The organism is Halopseudomonas pachastrellae (genome assembly GCF_900114765.1).
In the GTDB taxonomy this organism is placed as follows: Bacteria; Pseudomonadota; Gammaproteobacteria; order Pseudomonadales; family Pseudomonadaceae; genus Halopseudomonas; species Halopseudomonas pachastrellae.
Map to the genome: position 1 here is coordinate 25,516 of NZ_FOUD01000022.1, position 14,946 is coordinate 40,461.

General features: G+C 61.3%; 15 protein-coding genes. 4 read left to right on the top strand and 11 right to left on the bottom strand.

Going from position 1 to position 14,946, the window contains the following annotated elements:
- Positions 1-58 precede the first annotated feature (58 nt).
- The 11 genes from BM116_RS19345 to BM116_RS16185 all read right to left on the bottom strand — a co-directional run bounded on the left by BM116_RS19345 (position 59) and on the right by BM116_RS16185 (position 10,392).
- Entirely contained in the window at positions 59-130 is a 72-nt protein-coding gene (locus tag BM116_RS19345) for a hypothetical protein (RefSeq protein ID WP_407920320.1), read from the bottom strand.
- A gap of 1 nt (position 131) precedes the next feature.
- The gene (locus BM116_RS16140) at positions 132-467 is read right to left on the bottom strand and encodes a GXWXG domain-containing protein (protein ID WP_235846782.1); all 336 of its coding nucleotides are present in this window, start codon (positions 465-467) and stop codon (positions 132-134) included.
- A gap of 137 nt (positions 468-604) precedes the next feature.
- Entirely contained in the window at positions 605-1,195 is a 591-nt protein-coding gene (locus tag BM116_RS16145) for a TetR/AcrR family transcriptional regulator (RefSeq protein WP_169847286.1), read from the bottom strand.
- Positions 1,196-1,417: 222 nt separating this feature from the next.
- Positions 1,418-2,284, bottom strand: coding sequence for an ABC transporter permease subunit (locus tag BM116_RS16150; protein WP_083728134.1), 867 nt, complete (start codon positions 2,282-2,284; stop codon positions 1,418-1,420).
- Positions 2,281-3,180: an ABC transporter permease subunit gene (locus tag BM116_RS16155; RefSeq protein WP_083728133.1), complete on the bottom strand. Its 900-nt coding sequence runs from the start codon at positions 3,178-3,180 to the stop codon at positions 2,281-2,283. Before BM116_RS16155 ends, BM116_RS16150 begins: the two co-directional genes overlap by 4 nt.
- Positions 3,177-4,313, bottom strand: a complete 1,137-nt coding sequence (locus tag BM116_RS16160; protein ID WP_083728132.1) for an ABC transporter ATP-binding protein — start codon at positions 4,311-4,313, stop codon at positions 3,177-3,179. Before BM116_RS16160 ends, BM116_RS16155 begins: the two co-directional genes overlap by 4 nt.
- 130 nt (positions 4,314-4,443) lie before the next feature.
- The gene (locus BM116_RS16165; protein ID WP_211276296.1) at positions 4,444-5,535 is read right to left on the bottom strand and encodes a polyamine ABC transporter substrate-binding protein; all 1,092 of its coding nucleotides are present in this window, start codon (positions 5,533-5,535) and stop codon (positions 4,444-4,446) included.
- Positions 5,536-5,649: 114 nt separating this feature from the next.
- Positions 5,650-6,744: an extracellular solute-binding protein gene (locus tag BM116_RS16170; RefSeq protein WP_083728156.1), complete on the bottom strand. Its 1,095-nt coding sequence runs from the start codon at positions 6,742-6,744 to the stop codon at positions 5,650-5,652.
- 112 nt (positions 6,745-6,856) lie between these two features.
- Positions 6,857-8,221, bottom strand: a complete 1,365-nt coding sequence (locus BM116_RS16175; RefSeq protein WP_083728130.1) for an aspartate aminotransferase family protein — start codon at positions 8,219-8,221, stop codon at positions 6,857-6,859.
- 61 nt (positions 8,222-8,282) lie between these two features.
- On the bottom strand, positions 8,283-9,629 hold the full coding sequence (locus BM116_RS16180; protein ID WP_083728129.1) for a glutamine synthetase family protein: 1,347 nt from the start codon (positions 9,627-9,629) through the stop codon (positions 8,283-8,285).
- 7 nt (positions 9,630-9,636) lie between these two features.
- On the bottom strand, positions 9,637-10,392 hold the full coding sequence (locus tag BM116_RS16185; protein ID WP_211276295.1) for a gamma-glutamyl-gamma-aminobutyrate hydrolase family protein: 756 nt from the start codon (positions 10,390-10,392) through the stop codon (positions 9,637-9,639).
- A 285-nt stretch (positions 10,393-10,677) separates the two neighbouring features.
- Between BM116_RS16185 and BM116_RS16190 the strand changes: the two genes are divergently transcribed.
- The 4 genes from BM116_RS16190 (at position 10,678) to BM116_RS16205 (ending at position 14,846) form a co-directional block, all read left to right on the top strand.
- Positions 10,678-12,099, top strand: a complete 1,422-nt coding sequence (locus BM116_RS16190) for a glutamine synthetase family protein (RefSeq protein ID WP_083728127.1) — start codon at positions 10,678-10,680, stop codon at positions 12,097-12,099.
- 66 nt (positions 12,100-12,165) lie between these two features.
- A complete protein-coding gene (locus tag BM116_RS16195; protein ID WP_083728126.1) occupies positions 12,166-13,428 on the top strand; it encodes an NAD(P)/FAD-dependent oxidoreductase in 1,263 nt (420 codons plus the stop codon).
- A gap of 10 nt (positions 13,429-13,438) precedes the next feature.
- A complete protein-coding gene (locus tag BM116_RS16200; protein WP_083728125.1) occupies positions 13,439-14,065 on the top strand; it encodes a TetR/AcrR family transcriptional regulator in 627 nt (208 codons plus the stop codon).
- Position 14,066: 1 nt separating this feature from the next.
- Entirely contained in the window at positions 14,067-14,846 is a 780-nt protein-coding gene (locus BM116_RS16205) for a M90 family metallopeptidase (protein ID WP_211276293.1), read from the top strand.
- The last annotated feature ends 100 nt before the right edge of the window (positions 14,847-14,946 follow it).

Below are 14,946 nucleotides of genomic sequence, written 5' to 3' on the forward strand. Positions count from 1 at the left end.
GCTCCTTCTGCCTTGCCTGGCGGCTCCGGCGGTCGGGTGACCAAAGCGGCAACAGGCTCTACTGATCGCGGGTCAGGTGGAAGAAGAACTCCAGTGGCATACCTTTGATGTCGCCAAGGCCAATGACCACGTCATCGTTGACCTTGCGGAAATAGTCGATGATCGGCTGCTGATCGCAGAATCAGCGCTGCAGAGACCGTGCCGTCAAATACTATTTCTCGGATCTGCGCACGGCCAAGCTTGTGATAGTTTTGCAGGCTTCCATCCGGGCCAGGGTAGAGGATCGGCTCGACATCGTTGATGCTGGTGAAGCGTATGCCGTACCAGTTCCAGCGGGTCTGGTTCGGCACCGCCATCGAACTTGCGCCACGCCAGGTACCAAGCATGAAGTCCAGACTGACGGGCTCCAGCTGTTTGAACAGCGGCATCAAAGTGTCGGCCAAATGGGCTTCGCCGCTCGCGATCATCTGCAGCACGCGCTCTTGTGTTTAACCAGCCACGGCGGTGGTGCCAAGCGCGGCGCTCAGGCCCAATGCACTCAGGGATTGTGTTGTTTTGCTCATCACTGCTGCCTCTTGTTGCGGGTCTGACAGCAAGGTGGTGGTCAGCCGGTGAGCATCGACCAGCAGGTCTCGCAGGCCGCCTCCAGATCCTGGCTCTGCAGCACCAGCAGGCCTTCGCGCTCGCACTTCACCAGGTTGGCAAAAGTGCCCCAAACCATGGCTAACAGCACCTCTGCACGCAGATCGCTGCGGTAAACGCCCTGCTGCTGATACAGCCGGTACTGTGCGACCAGTGGGGCAAAGAACGTTTGCTCCAACTTGAGGCTTTGCTCGTCCAGGTACGGGCGGTGATCCTGCATTTCCAGAAACCGGTAGGTGTCCGGGTGCTCGCGGCTGTAGCGGATCATGCGTTGCCAGACGACAGCAAACTGCTGGTGTGCCGACAGGCTGTGATCCAGCCCTTCGAACAACAGGTCCCGTTTGAACTGTCGCTGCTCGCGAAATAGCTCGTTGACCAGAGCCTCCTTGCTGCTGAAATAGCGATAGATCGTGCCGGTGCCAACTTGAGCCTGTTCGGCCAAAGCCGGCATGGGAACGCCGTTCACACCACCTTCGGCAAAGACTTTCAGGGCGGCACTGAGAATGGCCTGACGTTTGTCCTTGATGCGCGGAAGGGGTGCTTTTGTGGTCATCGAATGAGTGTTCATTTGAGCATTCTAGCCACTATCGCCAGCGTTGTGCAGTGCGTGATAGCGGCTTTCGATCGCGATCACAACGCCACATTGAATGAGTGTTCATTCAATGTGGCGAGTAAACTGATCAGCGGTCAAAGCCAACTGTTTTCTCTGGAGAGGGGTAATGCAGTAGTGATGGGCGGCGACGAGGCAGTGTGTGCCCCGTCCTGCCCGGGTGGTTCAGTTGCGGCGGCTGTCGATGACCGCCTGCCAGGTGATGGTTTCCTCGTCATCCGGGGGCGTCGCCCGGCGCTTTTCGGCGCTGCGGGCGATAAACCAGCCGATCAGGGTAAAGATCGACACCGCCAGCAGAATCAGACTGGCGACCGCGTTGATTTCGGGCTTCACGCCAAGGCGTACGGCGGAGAAGACTTCCATCGGCAGCGTAGTCGAGCCGGGGCCGGAAACAAAGCTGGCCAGTACCAGATCGTCCAGCGACAGGGTAAAGGACAGCAGCCAGCCGGCGGCGATCGAGGGGGCAATCATCGGTACGGTGATCAGCAGGAAGGTTTTCCACGGCCGTGCACCGAGATCCATCGCCGCTTCTTCGACCGACTGATCCAGCTCGCCCAGACGTCCGCTGACCACCACCGCGACGTAGGCGGTACAGAAGGTCACGTGGGCGATCCAGATGGTCACCATGCCGCGCTCTGCCGGCCAGCCGACCAGTTGCGCCATGGCCACGAACAGCAGCAGCAGCGACAGACCGGTGATCACTTCAGGCATCACCAGCGGCGCGGTCACCAGCCCGGAGAACAGGGTGCGGCCACGGAAGCGCTTGATGCGGGTCATCACAAAGGCTGCCAGGGTGCCCAGCGCCACCGCCGCGGTGGCGGTGAAGAAGGCAATCTGCAGACTGCGTTTGACCGAGTTCATCAACTGGGTGTTGTCCAGCAGGCCGACGTACCAGTGCACCGACCAACCGCCCCAGACGGTTACCAGACGCGAGGCGTTGAACGAGTAGATGACCAGAATGATCATCGGCAGGTAGATGAAGATCAGGCCCAGCCAGAGCATGACGGTGGAGAAGTTGGGACGCTTGCTCATGACTTCTTCTCCATTTCCTTGGCTTGGTTGTAGTGGAACAGCACCAGCGGGACGATCAGGATCACCAGCATGACAATCGCCAGCGCCGAGGCGACCGGCCAGTCGCGGTTATTGAAGAATTCCTGCCACAGCACCTTGCCGATCATCAGGGTTTCCGGGCCGCCCAGCAGCTCGGGAATCACGAACTCGCCGACCACCGGGATGAACACCAGCATGGAGCCGGCAATGATGCCGGTTCTGGACAGCGGCACGGTGATGGTCCAGAACGCCTTGATCTTGCCCGCGCCTAGATCCATGGCGGCTTCCAGCAGGCTGTGATCGTGCTTGACCAGGTTGGCGTACAGCGGCAGCACCATGAACGGCAGGTAGGCGTAGACCACGCCGATGTAGACCGCGGTGTTGGTGTTGAGAATCTGCAGCGGCTCACTGATCAGGCCAATGCCCATGAGCACCGAGTTGAGCAGGCCGTTGTTGCTTAGAATGCCCATCCAGGCGTAGACGCGGATGAGGATCGCAGTCCAGGTCGGCATCATCACCAGCAGCAGGTAGACCAGCTGCTTTTCCTTGGGCGCACGGGCGATGGCGTAGGCCATCGGGTAGCCCAGAAACAGGCAGATCAGGGTCGAGAAGAAGGCGATCTTCAGCGAACCCAGATAGGCCGACAGGTAGAGGCCGTCCTGGCTGAGGAAAATGTAGTTGCCGAGATTCAGAACGACATTGAGCTTCTGCTCGACGTACTGAAAGATCGGCTGATAGGGCGGAATGGCGATCGCGGCTTCCGAGAAGCTGATCTTCAGCACGATAGCGAAGGGCAGCAGGAAGAACAGGAACAGCCACAGATACGGGACGCTGATGACCCAGAAGCGCCCGGGCGGTGTCAGGCGTGGCATTTTCATGAGTGCAGAATGACCCCGCTGTCGTCATCCCAGCTGATGTAGACCTCGTCGTCCCAGGTGGGGCGAGGCAGCCGGCGTTCGGAGTTGGCAAAGAAGGCCTGTACCAGCTTGCCGCTGTCGAGCTTGATGTAATACACCGAGTGACCGCCCAGGTAGGCAATGTCGTGCACCACGCCGTGGGAGCTGTTGTGCTCACCTTCGGGCTTCTCGGCGCTGACCCAGACTTTCTCCGGGCGCAGGGCGTAGATGATGTTCTTGTCCTGGGCGCGGGTGGTGATGCCGTGGCCGACGTAAATCGGCTTGTCCAGGCTGTCGCATTGGATGATGGCGTGGTCTTCCATGTCGGCGGTGATCTCGCCTTCAAAGATGTTCACGCTGCCGATGAACTCGGCGACGTGGCGGCTGACCGGGCTTTCATAGATGTCCATCGGCGTGCCGACCTGGGCAATCCAGCCCTGATGCATGATGGCGATGCGCTGGGCCATGGTCATGGCCTCTTCCTGATCGTGGGTCACCATGATGCAGGTTACACCGACGCGTTCGATAATCTCGACCAGTTCCAGCTGCATCTGGGTACGCAGCTTTTTATCCAGGGCGCCCATCGGCTCATCGAGCAGCAGCACCTTGGGCCGCTTGGCCAGTGAGCGGGCCAGGGCAACGCGCTGGCGCTGGCCGCCGGACAGCTGATCCGGTTTGCGGCGAGCGTATTCGGTCATGTGTACCAGCTTGAGCATTTCCTTAACGCGGGCATCAATCTCGGCCTTGGGCAGCTTGTCCTGCTTGAGGCCAAAGGCAATGTTCTGCTCCACCGTCATGTGCGGAAACAGCGCGTAGGACTGGAACATCATATTGATCGGGCGTTCGTACGGCGGCAGGTCGGTAATGTCCTGACCGTCCAGCAGCACGCGGCCCTCGCTGGGGCGCTCGAAGCCGGCGAGAATACGCAGCAGCGTCGACTTGCCCGAGCCTGAACCACCAAGCAGGGCGAAGATCTCGCCACGATTGATGCTCAGGCTGACGTCATCCACCGCCAGCGCTTCATCGAATCGCTTGCTGATGCGTTCGATCTTCACAAAGTCATTGGGCTCGGCCTTGGCCATCGCCTGTTTCATGGCTCCTGCTGCACCAACCATAGGTCTCTCCGAATATCATTCCACCGCTGCGGTCTTGGCCGCATGCTTGCATTGGGACAGGTGCGGACACCCGTCGGATTGGCTACTGCCGATTCGACAAGGGGCTGTCCGTAGACAGCCCCCTTAGGTATTACCGACCGGACTTGATGCGGCTCCAGGTACGGGTCATCAGGCGCTGCGCCGACATTGGGCGCGGGACGTTGACGTACAGACGCTCGAGCACTTCGTCGGTCGGGTAGATGGCCGGATCGTTGCGGATTTCCGGGTCAACCAGCTCGTCGGACGCCTTGTTCGGGTTGGCGTAGGCAACGTAGTCGGTGATCGGTGCAATCACATCCGGACGCATGATGTAGTTGATGAAGGCGTGGGCGTTGTCGGCGTTCGGCGCATCTTTCGGAATGGCCATCATGTCGAACCACAGGGCTGTGCCTTCTTTCGGAATGATGTAGCTGATGTTCACACCATTCTCGGCTTCCTCGGCGCGGTAGGCGGCCTGGAAAACGTCGCCGGAGTAACCGGCAGCAACGCAGATGTCGCCGTTAGCCAGGTCGGTGATGTAGCGCGAGGAGTGGAAATAGGTAATGTGCGGACGCACGGCCAGCAGCAGTTCTTCGGCCTTTTTCAGGTCGTCGGCGCTGGTGCTGTTCGGGTCCAGGCCCAGGTAGCTCAGGGCGGAGGGCAGCATCTCGTCAGCGGAGTCGAGCATGCTGATGCCACAGCTGGCCAGTTTGCTGGCGTACTGCGGGTCAAAGATCAGTGCCCAGGAATCCAGCGGGGCGTCGTCACCCAGCACTTCCTGCACCTTGTCGACGTTGTAGCCGATGCCGTTGGTGCCCCACAGGTAGGGGATGGAGTGCTTGCTGCCCGGGTCGATGCTTTCCATCTGCTTCATCAACTCGGGGTTGAGGTTGCTCATGTTCGGCAGTTTGCTGTGGTCCAGCTCCATGTAGACGCCGGCCTGCACCTGCTTGGTCAGGAAGTTGTTGGTGGGCACCACGATGTCGAAGCCGGAGTTGCCGGTAAGTAGTTTGGCGTCGACCACCTCGTTGGCATCGTATACGTCGTAGGTCACCTTGATGCCGGTTTCCTGCTCGAAGTTGGCGATGGTGTCTTCGGCGATATAGTCCGACCAGTTGTAGATGTTCAGCTTGCCCTCGGCCTGCGCGATGGCGGCGCCGCCCAGCAGGGTAGCGGTGGTCAGGGCGAGCAGTGACCGGTGCATGGATTGCTTCATGGTGTCTCCTAAAGGCAGGGGTGCCTGAGATAAGTAGTACTGTTGATCTGGCCGGCGCAGGGAGACTGCAGCCGGCCGCTTGTTATTACCGTCTTTTCCGCGTTATTGGCCGGATTTCACTCGCGTCCAGAGGCGGGTCCGGGTGCGTTCGATGTTGGCCGGCAGTTCCGCCAGAGTAAAGAGCTTGGCCAGGGTCTCGTCACTGGGATAGACGCCCGGATCGGTGAGCACGCTTTCGTCAATCATCGACTTGGATGCCTGATTGCCGTTGGCGTAGGCCACGTAGTTGGAGATCTCGGCGATCACCTCGGGGCGCAGAATATAATCCATAAACGCATAGGCGTTATCGACATTTTTAGCGTCTTTCGGAATGGCCATCATGTCGAACCACATGGCCGCACCTTCGGTCGGAATCACGTACTTCACTTCCACTCCGTTCTCGGCTTCGTCAGCACGCGCGGCGGCCTGCAGAATGTCGCCGGACCAGCCCACCGCAACGCAGATGTCGCCGTTAGCCAGGTCGGTGATGAACTTGGAGGAGTGGAAGTAGGTGATGTGCGGACGTACGCTCATCAGCAGGTCCTGCGCCTTGGGATAGTCCTCGGCGCTGGTGCTGTTCGGGTCCAGGCCCAGATAGAAGAGCGCGGAGGGGATGATCTCGGCCGGCGCGTCGAGGAACGCCACGCCGCAGGAGGCCAGCTTTTCCATGTTCTCCGGTTTGAACACCAGGTCCCAGGAGTTAACCGGCGCGTCTTCACCCAGCACGGCCTTGACCTTCTCCGGGTTGTAGCCGATGCCGGTGGTGCCCCACAGGTACGGGAAGGCGTACTGGTTGCCCGGGTCGTTGGTTTCCAGCGCGCGCAGCAGCGTCGGGTCCAGGTTTTCCCAGTTCGGCAGCTTGCTGCGGTCCAGCGGCATGAAGGCGCCAGCCTTGATCTGTTTGCCGAGGAACTGGTTGGACGGCACAACGATGTCGAATCCGGAGCTGCCCGAGAGCAGTTTGGCTTCCAGTACTTCGTTGCTGTCGAAAACGTCGTAGACCGGGCGAATGCCGGTGGCCTCCTGGAAATTGTCCAGGGTGTCCTCGGCGATGTAGTCCGACCAGTTGTAGACGTTAACCACTTCCTCTGCCTGCGCCGCTGTACCGATGGATACAACGGTCGCAGTGGCCAGCAGTGTCTTGCCCAGATGCTTCATCATCGTTTCAACTCTCCATCCATTGTTTGGAAACGCGGTGTCCGGGCGGCGCGGGCCGCTCCGGTGGAGTCAAGCGCTCACTGGCCAGCATAGCCGTTGGGCAACCTGAGCGTCAGACGCCCAGCTGCTCGGCCACCTGATCCAGTACCTTCCAGGCCTTGTCGACCAGCTCGTCGATCTCGCTGCGGCTGATGACCAGCGGCGGCGACATGATCATGGTGTCACCCACCGCGCGCATGACCAGGCCGTTGGCAACACACAGGTCGCGACACAGGGTGCCGACGGTGCCCTTGTCCGGGAAGCGTTCCCGGGTGGCCTTGTCCTTGACCAGCTCGATGGCGCCGAGCAGGCCTACACCGCGTACTTCTCCGACCAGACGATGCTCTGCCAGGCCGGCAATTTTCTCCTGCAAATACGGTGCCGCTTCTTCGCGAACATACTCGACGATCTTCTCGTCGCGCATGATGCGCAGGTTTTCCAGGCCAACGGCCGCTGAGGCCGGGTGCCCGGAATAGGTGTAGCCGTGGTAGAACTCGCCGCCATGCTCGACCATGGTCTCGACCACACGGTCGCTGACGATCACGCCGCCCATCGGCAGGTAGCCGGAGGTCATGCCCTTGGCAATCGGCATTAGATCGGGCTTGAGGTCATAGTGCTGGCTGGCAAACCACTGGCCGGTGCGACCGAAACCGCAGATGACCTCGTCGATCACCAGCAGAATGTCGTACTTGGCCAGAATGCGCTTGATCTCCGGCCAGTAGGTGTCCGGCGGAATGATCACGCCGCCAGCGCCCTGGATCGGCTCGGCAATAAAGGCGCCGACCTGATCGATACCCAGCTCTTGGATCTTGGCTTCGAGCTGCTGCGCTGCCCAGATGCCGAATTCGTCCGGTGACATGTCGCCGCCTTCGCCGTACCAGTACGGCTGCGGGATATGCACGATGCCCGGGATCGGCAGGTCACCTTGTTCGTGCATCACCGACATGCCGCCGAGGCTGGCGCCGGCCACGGTGGAGCCGTGGTAGCCGTTAACGCGGCTGATGATGGTTTTCTTGCCGGGCTTGCCCTTGAGATCCCAGTAGCGGCGCACCATACGCAGCACGGTGTCGTTGGACTCGGAGCCCGAGCCGGTGAAGAACACGTGGTTCATGTGCTCAGGGGCGACCTCGGCAATCGCCTTGGCCAGCTCGATGGCGGGCGGGTTGGTGCACTGGAAGAAGCTGTTGTAGTAGGGCAGCTTGAGCATCTGCTTGTAAGCGGCCTCGGCCAGCTCGGTGCGGCCGTAGCCAATGTTCACGCACCACAGGCCGGCCATGCCATCGAGCACCTTGTTACCCTCGCTGTCCCACAGGTAGACCCCTTCGGCACGTTCGATGATGCGGGTGCCACGGGCACCGAGATCCTTGTGGTCGGTGAACGGGTGCAGATAGTGGGCGGCGTCCATGGCTTGCAGGGCGGCGGTATTGAGTTTGCTCATGCGGTACTCCGATATCCGTGTCGTCGCGGCGCCGGGCCGCGACTTGTGCGTGGTTCTGGGGTCAGACAGACAGCAGCAGGAACTCGCGCTCCCAGGAGCTGATCACCCGTTTGTAGTTTTCGTGCTCGGCCCGTTTGACGGCAACGTAGCCGCGGCAGAACTTGCTGCCCAGTACGCTTTCGACGTCCTTGCACTGTTCCATTCGCTCCAGCGCTGATTCGATGGTCAGCGGCAGGCGCAGGTTGCGGCGCTCGTAGGCGCGGCCCTTGACCGGCGCCGAGGGCGAAATCTGGTTTTCCATGCCGAGGTAGCCGCACAGCAGGCTGGCGGCGATGGCGATGTAGGGGTTGGCGTCGGCGCCTGGCAGGCGGTTCTCGACCCGGCGGTTCTGCGGGTTGGAGTCCGGTACGCGCAGGCCGGCGGTGCGGTTCTCTTCACCCCATTCCACGTTGACCGGTGCCGAGGTGTCCGGCAGAAACCGGCGGAACGAGTTGACGTTGGGGGCGAACAGCGGCAACACCTCGGGGATATAACGCTGCAGGCCGCCGATGTGCTGCAGGAACAGTTCGCTCATGCTGCCGTCGTCATTGGAGAAGATGTTCTTGCCGGTCTTGGTATCAACGATGCTCTGGTGCAGGTGCATGGCACTGCCCGGCTCGTTGGTAATCGGCTTGGCCATAAAGGTGGCGGTCATGTCGTGCTTGAGCGCCGCCTCACGCATGGTGCGCTTGAATACCTGAATCTGGTCGGCCAGATGCAGCGGGTCGCCGTGACGGAAGTTGATTTCCATCTGCGCGGTGCCTTCTTCGTGGATCAGGGTATCCAGATCCAGGCCTTGCGCTTCGCACCAGTCGTACATGTCCTCGAACAGCGGATCGAACTCGTTGGCGGCATCAATGGAGAAAGACTGACGGCCGGTTTCCTGGCGACCGGAGCGGCCAATCGGCGGCTGCAGAGGCAGGTCTGGGTCCTCGTTGCGGCGGGTCAGGTAAAACTCCATTTCTGGCGCGACAATCGGTTTCCAGCCTTTCTTTTGGTACAGCTTGAGGACGGTTTTCAGCACGTTGCGTGGCGACATCTCGATGGGGTTGCCCATCTTGTCGAAGCAGTCGTGGATGATCTGCGCAGTTGGCTCCAGCGCCCACGGCACGGTGAACATGGCGGTCTCGTCCGGCTTGCAGATCATGTCGATGTCGGCCGGGTCGAGCAGGTCGTAATAGATGTCGTCTTCTACATAGTCGCCAGTTACCGATTGCAGCAAGATGCTCTCGGGCAGGCGCATGCCCTTTTCCGAGATGAATTTCATGGTGGGCGCGATCTTGCCGCGGGCAATGCCGGTCAGGTCGCTGACCATGCATTCCACTTCGGTAATCTTGTTTTCTTTCAGCCAGCTTTCAATCTTGTTCATAACCGCCTCAGGGTTGCCGCGACGCACGGGCCCGGCAGGCGTTGCCGAACGCCTGGAAAATCGACAGGTAGAGCGCGTTGCTACGGACCTGCCATTCGGGGTGCCACTGTACGCCGAGGGCGAATTGGGTTGCCTGGCTGACCGAGAAGGCCTCGATCAGTCCATCGGGTGCTGTCGCTTCAGGCTGCAGACCGGGTGCCAGTGTAGCTACTCCCTGGGTATGCAGGGAATTGACCTGGGCCGAACTGCAGCCTGCGATCTGGTGAAGTAACCCCCCGGGCTCAAAGCGAACCTCATGGGCCGGGCCGTACTGGACCTCGACCGGCTGCGTCTTGTCTTCGCGGTGTTCGATATATCCACCCACCTCATACAGCCGCTGGTGCAGGGTGCCGCCAAAGGCCACGTTCATTTCCTGAAAGCCGCGGCAGATGCCGAGTACCGGTACGCCCTGGTCGATGGCCTGGCGAATCAGCGGCAGGGTGGTGGCGTCACGCTTGGGGTCATGCTTGGTGCCCTCGGCGCTCGCTGGGCCCTGGTAATGGTGGGGTTCGACGTTGGAGGGCGAGCCGGTGAACAGGATGCCGTCCAGCAACGTCAGTAGCTGTGCGCTGTCGAGGCGCTCGCCCAGGGCCGGAATCAGCAGCGGCAAGCCGTCCGCGCCGTCAACGACGCCGAGAATGTATTTCTCGCCGACGATGTTGAAGGGGTGGAGGCCGAGCTGCTCGGAGCAGCAGACGATACCGATGACGGGCTTGCGAGCGATGGACATTGACTGTCTTCCAGATGATCCAGTTCGAATAGCGGGTGACCGCATTGTTGTTCGTTTTTTCGTACAATAGCAATAAAAAATATTCAACACAAAGACCGCAAATCCTGAACGTTCGCTCGGCCATCAGGGGCGCTGAGAGGCCCGGAATGACCTTAATTGGTGCGCCTTGCACCGACTTTGTGCGATGCCTGCTCTATTGACTCCAACGAGCCTTTCGGATTAACTCAGGGCTGGCACGTTTTGTGATTGATATATTTTACAAATAACAGGTGAAACCCCATGCAGCCCCAACCCGGAGCGGATGCTTTAACAGCCGTAGCCACCGAGATCGGTGCGCAGGTCGGCATCCAGGAAGCGGAGGCCTTTCTGGCCGCGCATCCGGAAATCCACTTTATTGACCTTCTTATTGCCGACATGAACGGTATTGTGCGCGGCAAGCGTATTGATCGTTCCGCGCTGGCCAAGGCATTCGAGAAGGGCATCGCATTGCCGGCGTCGGTTTTTGCGCTCAACATTCAAGGTACGACCGTCGAGGAGACGGGGCTGGGGCTGGAAATTGGCGATGCCGATCGCATCTGCCTGCCGATCCCGGGCACGCTGACGGTAGAGCCCTGGCAGAAGCGGCCAACCGGACAGCTGCTGATGACCATGTACGAACTGGACCGCAAGACCCCCTTCTTCGCCGACCCCCGCTACGTTCTGCAACGCATCGTAGAACGCTTCAAAGATCTCAAGCTGACCCCGGTATCTGCCTTTGAGCTGGAGTTCTACCTGATTGACCAGGAGAACATCACCGGTCGCCCGCAGCCGCCGCGCTCACCCATGTCGGGCAAACGCCCGAACTCGGTTCAGGTCTACTCCATGGACGATCTGGACGAATACGCCGAATTCCTTGAGGACGTCATCGAAGCTGCCCACGAGCAGGGCATCCCCGCTGACGCCATCGTGGCCGAGTCTGCGCCGGGCCAGTTCGAGGTTAACCTGCATCACGTCGATGATCCGGTGAAAGCCTGCGACTTCAACGTGCTGCTCAAGCGGGTGATCAAGAACGTGGCCTATGACCATGAGATGGACACCACCTTCATGGCCAAGCCGTACTACGATCAGGCCGGCAACGGCATGCACGTGCACATCAGCCTGACGGATGAGAACGGCCACAATATCTTCGCCCCCAACCCGGACGGCAGCCTGAGCGACACCCTGCGCTGGGCGGTCGGCGGCTTGCTGGAAACCCTGCCGCAGTACATGGCGTTCCTGTGCCCCAACGTCAACTCCTACCGCCGCTTCAGCCCGAGCTTCTTCGTACCCTGTGCGCCGACCTGGGGTATCGACAACCGCACCGTCGCCGTACGGGTGCCGGGTGGTGAGCCCGAGGCGATGCGCATCGAGCACCGCCTGGCAGGCGCGGACGCCAACCCTTATCTGTTGATGGCTGCCTTGCTGTCGGCCATTCACTACGGCATCAGCAACAAGATCGAGCCGCCGGAGATGACCGAAGGCAACGCCTACGATCAGCACGAAGCCTCCCTGCCGACCAACCTGCGTGATGCCCTGCGCGAGCTGGAAGCCTCCGAGGTGATGAAGGAGTACATCGGCGAGGAGTACCTGGACGTCTTCGTACTCTGTAAGGAAAGCGAGATGGAAGAGTTTGAAAAGACCATCTCCGACCTTGAGTACATGTGGTATCTGCACACGGTCTGACCGCGGGCATCACCCTTCACAATCCCGCCATCCGGCGGGATTGTTCGTTATGCGAGAGCCTTTGTGATGAATGATTCCTGGTATCGGGCCAGCGTGCCTGTGGCAGCACCTCGCGCGCAGCTGGCCGGTGCGCTGGATGCGGACGTATGCATCGTAGGGGCAGGCTTTACCGGTCTGTCGGCTGCACTGGAGCTGGCCGAGGCCGGGCGCAGCGTGATTGTGCTGGAGGCGGAAGATGTCGGCTGGGGCTGCTCCGGCCGTAACGGCGGGCAGATCAACCCCGGGGTGGCCTGCGATCATTCACGCGTGGTGCGCGAGCTGGGCGAGGCGGCCGCGCGCAAGGTATGGCAGCTCGGCGTGGATGGCGTTGCGCTGTTGCGTGATCGGGTGGCGCGGCACGGCATCGACTGCGATCTAAAATGGGGCATTTTGCTGGTGGCCAACAAGGCGCGTCAGGTTCCCGAGTTGCGTGCCTGGCAGCAGGAGCTGGGTGAGCTGGGCTACGACCGTCTTGAGTTTCATGATCGGGCTGCGTTGCAGGGGCTGTTGCGCGCCGACTATCACGCTGGCGTCATGGACTGGGGCGGTGGCGATCTGCACCCGCTCAAATACGCCCAAGGCCTGGCCCGGGCGGCCGAACAGGCGGGCGTGCGCATCTTCGAGCGTTCTGCCGTGTTGAGCTATGCCGAAGAGGGTGGCGCGGTTGCGGTGCAGACGGCGGGCGGGCAGGTGCGCGCCGGTCACCTGCTGCTGGCAGGCAACGCCTATCTCGGCAAGTTGTTGCCCTGGCATCGCAAGGGCTTTATGCCGATTGGCAGCTACATCGGCGCGACCCGGCCGCTGGGTGATCTCGCGACTGAGCTGATTCCCTCCCGTGCAGCCGTCTGCGACATGAACACACTGATCGACTATTACCGGCTGACCCCGGACAACCGCTTGTTGTTTGGCGGGCGGGCCAGTGCGCGTGATGCGCGGCCCGATGCGCTTCGCCAGACCATGCGCCAGCGCATGGCGCAGGTATTTCCGCAATTGGCGGGTGAAGACTTCGAGTACCTCTGGGGCGGTCAGGTAGCCATGACCATGAGCAAGGCGCCGGTGTTTGGACGGTTGGGGCGGCGAGTGCTGTACACGCAAGGTTATTCCGGACAGGGCGTGGCGCTGGCAGGCCTGGCCGGTAAGTTGATGGCCGACACCGTGCTGGGTGATGCGCACAACTTTGACCTGATGGCGCGTTGGCGACATCTGCCGGTGCCCCCGGGTGCGCCCCTGCAGACCGCCATCCGAGCGTTGGCGCTGCTGTGGTATCGTCTGCAGGACAGTCGCCAGTAGAGAGCTTTTCATGAGTCGATCCGTTCCCAAGCGCCGCGCCAGCAGTCAGGAGCGGATCGACCGTATCCTTGAGGCGACTATCAGCCTGCTGGGGCAGGGCGGGCTGAGCGAGCTGTCGATTTACGCCATTGCCGAGCAGGCGGAGATCCCGCCCTCATCGGTCTACCACTTCTTCCCGCAGATCAGTGATGTGCTGGCGGCGCTGGCCGAACGGCTGTTTGTTGAGCTGGACGCCGTGCTGCAGCAGCCCCCGTCCTCTGCGCCTGACAGCTGGGCCGCGCTGGTGGCCGAGATTGAGGCGCGCTTTCAAGACTATTACCGCCGTCACCCGGCAGCCTGCGAGCTTTTGCTGGGCGGGCATGGTCTGGCGGCTATTCGTCAGGCCGACCAGCAGCACGATCAACTGCTGGCCCAGCGTTTTCAGCAATGCCTGGCAGAGCGCTTTGTGCTGCCTGCGCTGCCGCAGGATGTCGATATCTTTGCGCTCGCCATGCAGGCGGCGGACAAGCTGCTGGCGGTCGGATACCAGCAGGCGGGCGCGCTGTCCGATCCTATCTGTCGCGAGGCCACGCGCTTGATGACCGCGTACCTGAGCGTCTATCTGCCGCCGGTGCTGCCGCCGGCCAAGGGGCGCTGAGATGGGGCTGTTCAAGTGGTGGCGCCAGCGCCGAGAGGCGAAGCAACTGCGCGAGCTGCAGCAAAACCTCGACCCTCAGTTGTGGCAGCAGGCGCTGGGCGACTGGCCTTTCTATCAGCACAGTACGCCCGCTGCGCGCACGCGTTTGCACGAGCTGGCGCTGCGTCTGCTGCTGCGCAAGCACCTACACGCGACCGAGGGCGTTGAGCTGACCGATGCACTGCGCCTGCGGGTGGCAGGCATGGCGGTTGCTCCCGTGCTGGAGCTGGGGCTCGACTGGTACGCCGGCTGGCAGACACTGATTTTTTACGATGGCCCCTTTCGCGCGCGGCACCAGTGGCGCGACGAGGCTGGCGTGGTGCATGAGGGCGAGCGGCAGCTGAGCGGCGAGGCCTGGCTGCGCGGGCCGGTGGTGCTGTCGCTGGATGACGTGCGCCACTCGGGTCGGGCCGACGGCTTTAACGTCGTGATTCATGAGCTGGCGCATACCCTGGATATGCGCTCCTCCAGCGCCAACGGCGCGCCGCCACTGCACCGGGGCATGAGCCAGGCGGATTGGGCGCGTGACATGCAGGCAGCCTGGGACGATCTGGGTCAGCGTTTTGAGCGCAACGAGGCGCTGCCACTGGACCCTTATGCGCTGGAGGCGCCGGCGGAGTTCTTTGCCGTGCTGTCAGAAAGCTTCTTTGAGCGGCCTGCGGTGCTGCGCAGGGAGTGGCCGGCGGTCTATCGGCATTTGGCCGATTTTTATCGGCAGGACCCGGTGAAGATGCTGGGTTGATACGGCGCGCAGTGCTTGTTGGCCGATAAATATCTATTTATTGAATGTCTTGTAGCTTGCCAATGGTGCCGGGCTGGGCTATAAGTCGATTTTTATCCAA

Excerpts from the sequence above, each read along its gene's own strand:
- BM116_RS16140 (WP_235846782.1), bottom strand. The coding sequence starts at position 467 with ATGATCGCGAGCGGCGAAGCCCATTTGGCCGACACTTTGATGCCGCTG.
- BM116_RS16145 (WP_169847286.1), bottom strand. The coding sequence starts at position 1,195 with ATGACCACAAAAGCACCCCTTCCGCGCATCAAGGACAAACGTCAGGCC.
- BM116_RS16150 (WP_083728134.1), bottom strand. The coding sequence starts at position 2,284 with ATGAGCAAGCGTCCCAACTTCTCCACCGTCATGCTCTGGCTGGGCCTG.
- BM116_RS16155 (WP_083728133.1), bottom strand. The coding sequence starts at position 3,180 with ATGAAAATGCCACGCCTGACACCGCCCGGGCGCTTCTGGGTCATCAGC.
- BM116_RS16160 (WP_083728132.1), bottom strand. The coding sequence starts at position 4,313 with ATGGTTGGTGCAGCAGGAGCCATGAAACAGGCGATGGCCAAGGCCGAG.
- BM116_RS16165 (WP_211276296.1), bottom strand. The coding sequence starts at position 5,535 with ATGCACCGGTCACTGCTCGCCCTGACCACCGCTACCCTGCTGGGCGGC.
- BM116_RS16170 (WP_083728156.1), bottom strand. The coding sequence starts at position 6,744 with ATGAAGCATCTGGGCAAGACACTGCTGGCCACTGCGACCGTTGTATCC.
- BM116_RS16175 (WP_083728130.1), bottom strand. The coding sequence starts at position 8,221 with ATGAGCAAACTCAATACCGCCGCCCTGCAAGCCATGGACGCCGCCCAC.
- BM116_RS16180 (WP_083728129.1), bottom strand. The coding sequence starts at position 9,629 with ATGAACAAGATTGAAAGCTGGCTGAAAGAAAACAAGATTACCGAAGTG.
- BM116_RS16190 (WP_083728127.1), top strand. The coding sequence starts at position 10,678 with ATGCAGCCCCAACCCGGAGCGGATGCTTTAACAGCCGTAGCCACCGAG.
- BM116_RS16195 (WP_083728126.1), top strand. The coding sequence starts at position 12,166 with ATGAATGATTCCTGGTATCGGGCCAGCGTGCCTGTGGCAGCACCTCGC.
- BM116_RS16200 (WP_083728125.1), top strand. The coding sequence starts at position 13,439 with ATGAGTCGATCCGTTCCCAAGCGCCGCGCCAGCAGTCAGGAGCGGATC.
- BM116_RS16205 (WP_211276293.1), top strand. The coding sequence starts at position 14,067 with ATGGGGCTGTTCAAGTGGTGGCGCCAGCGCCGAGAGGCGAAGCAACTG.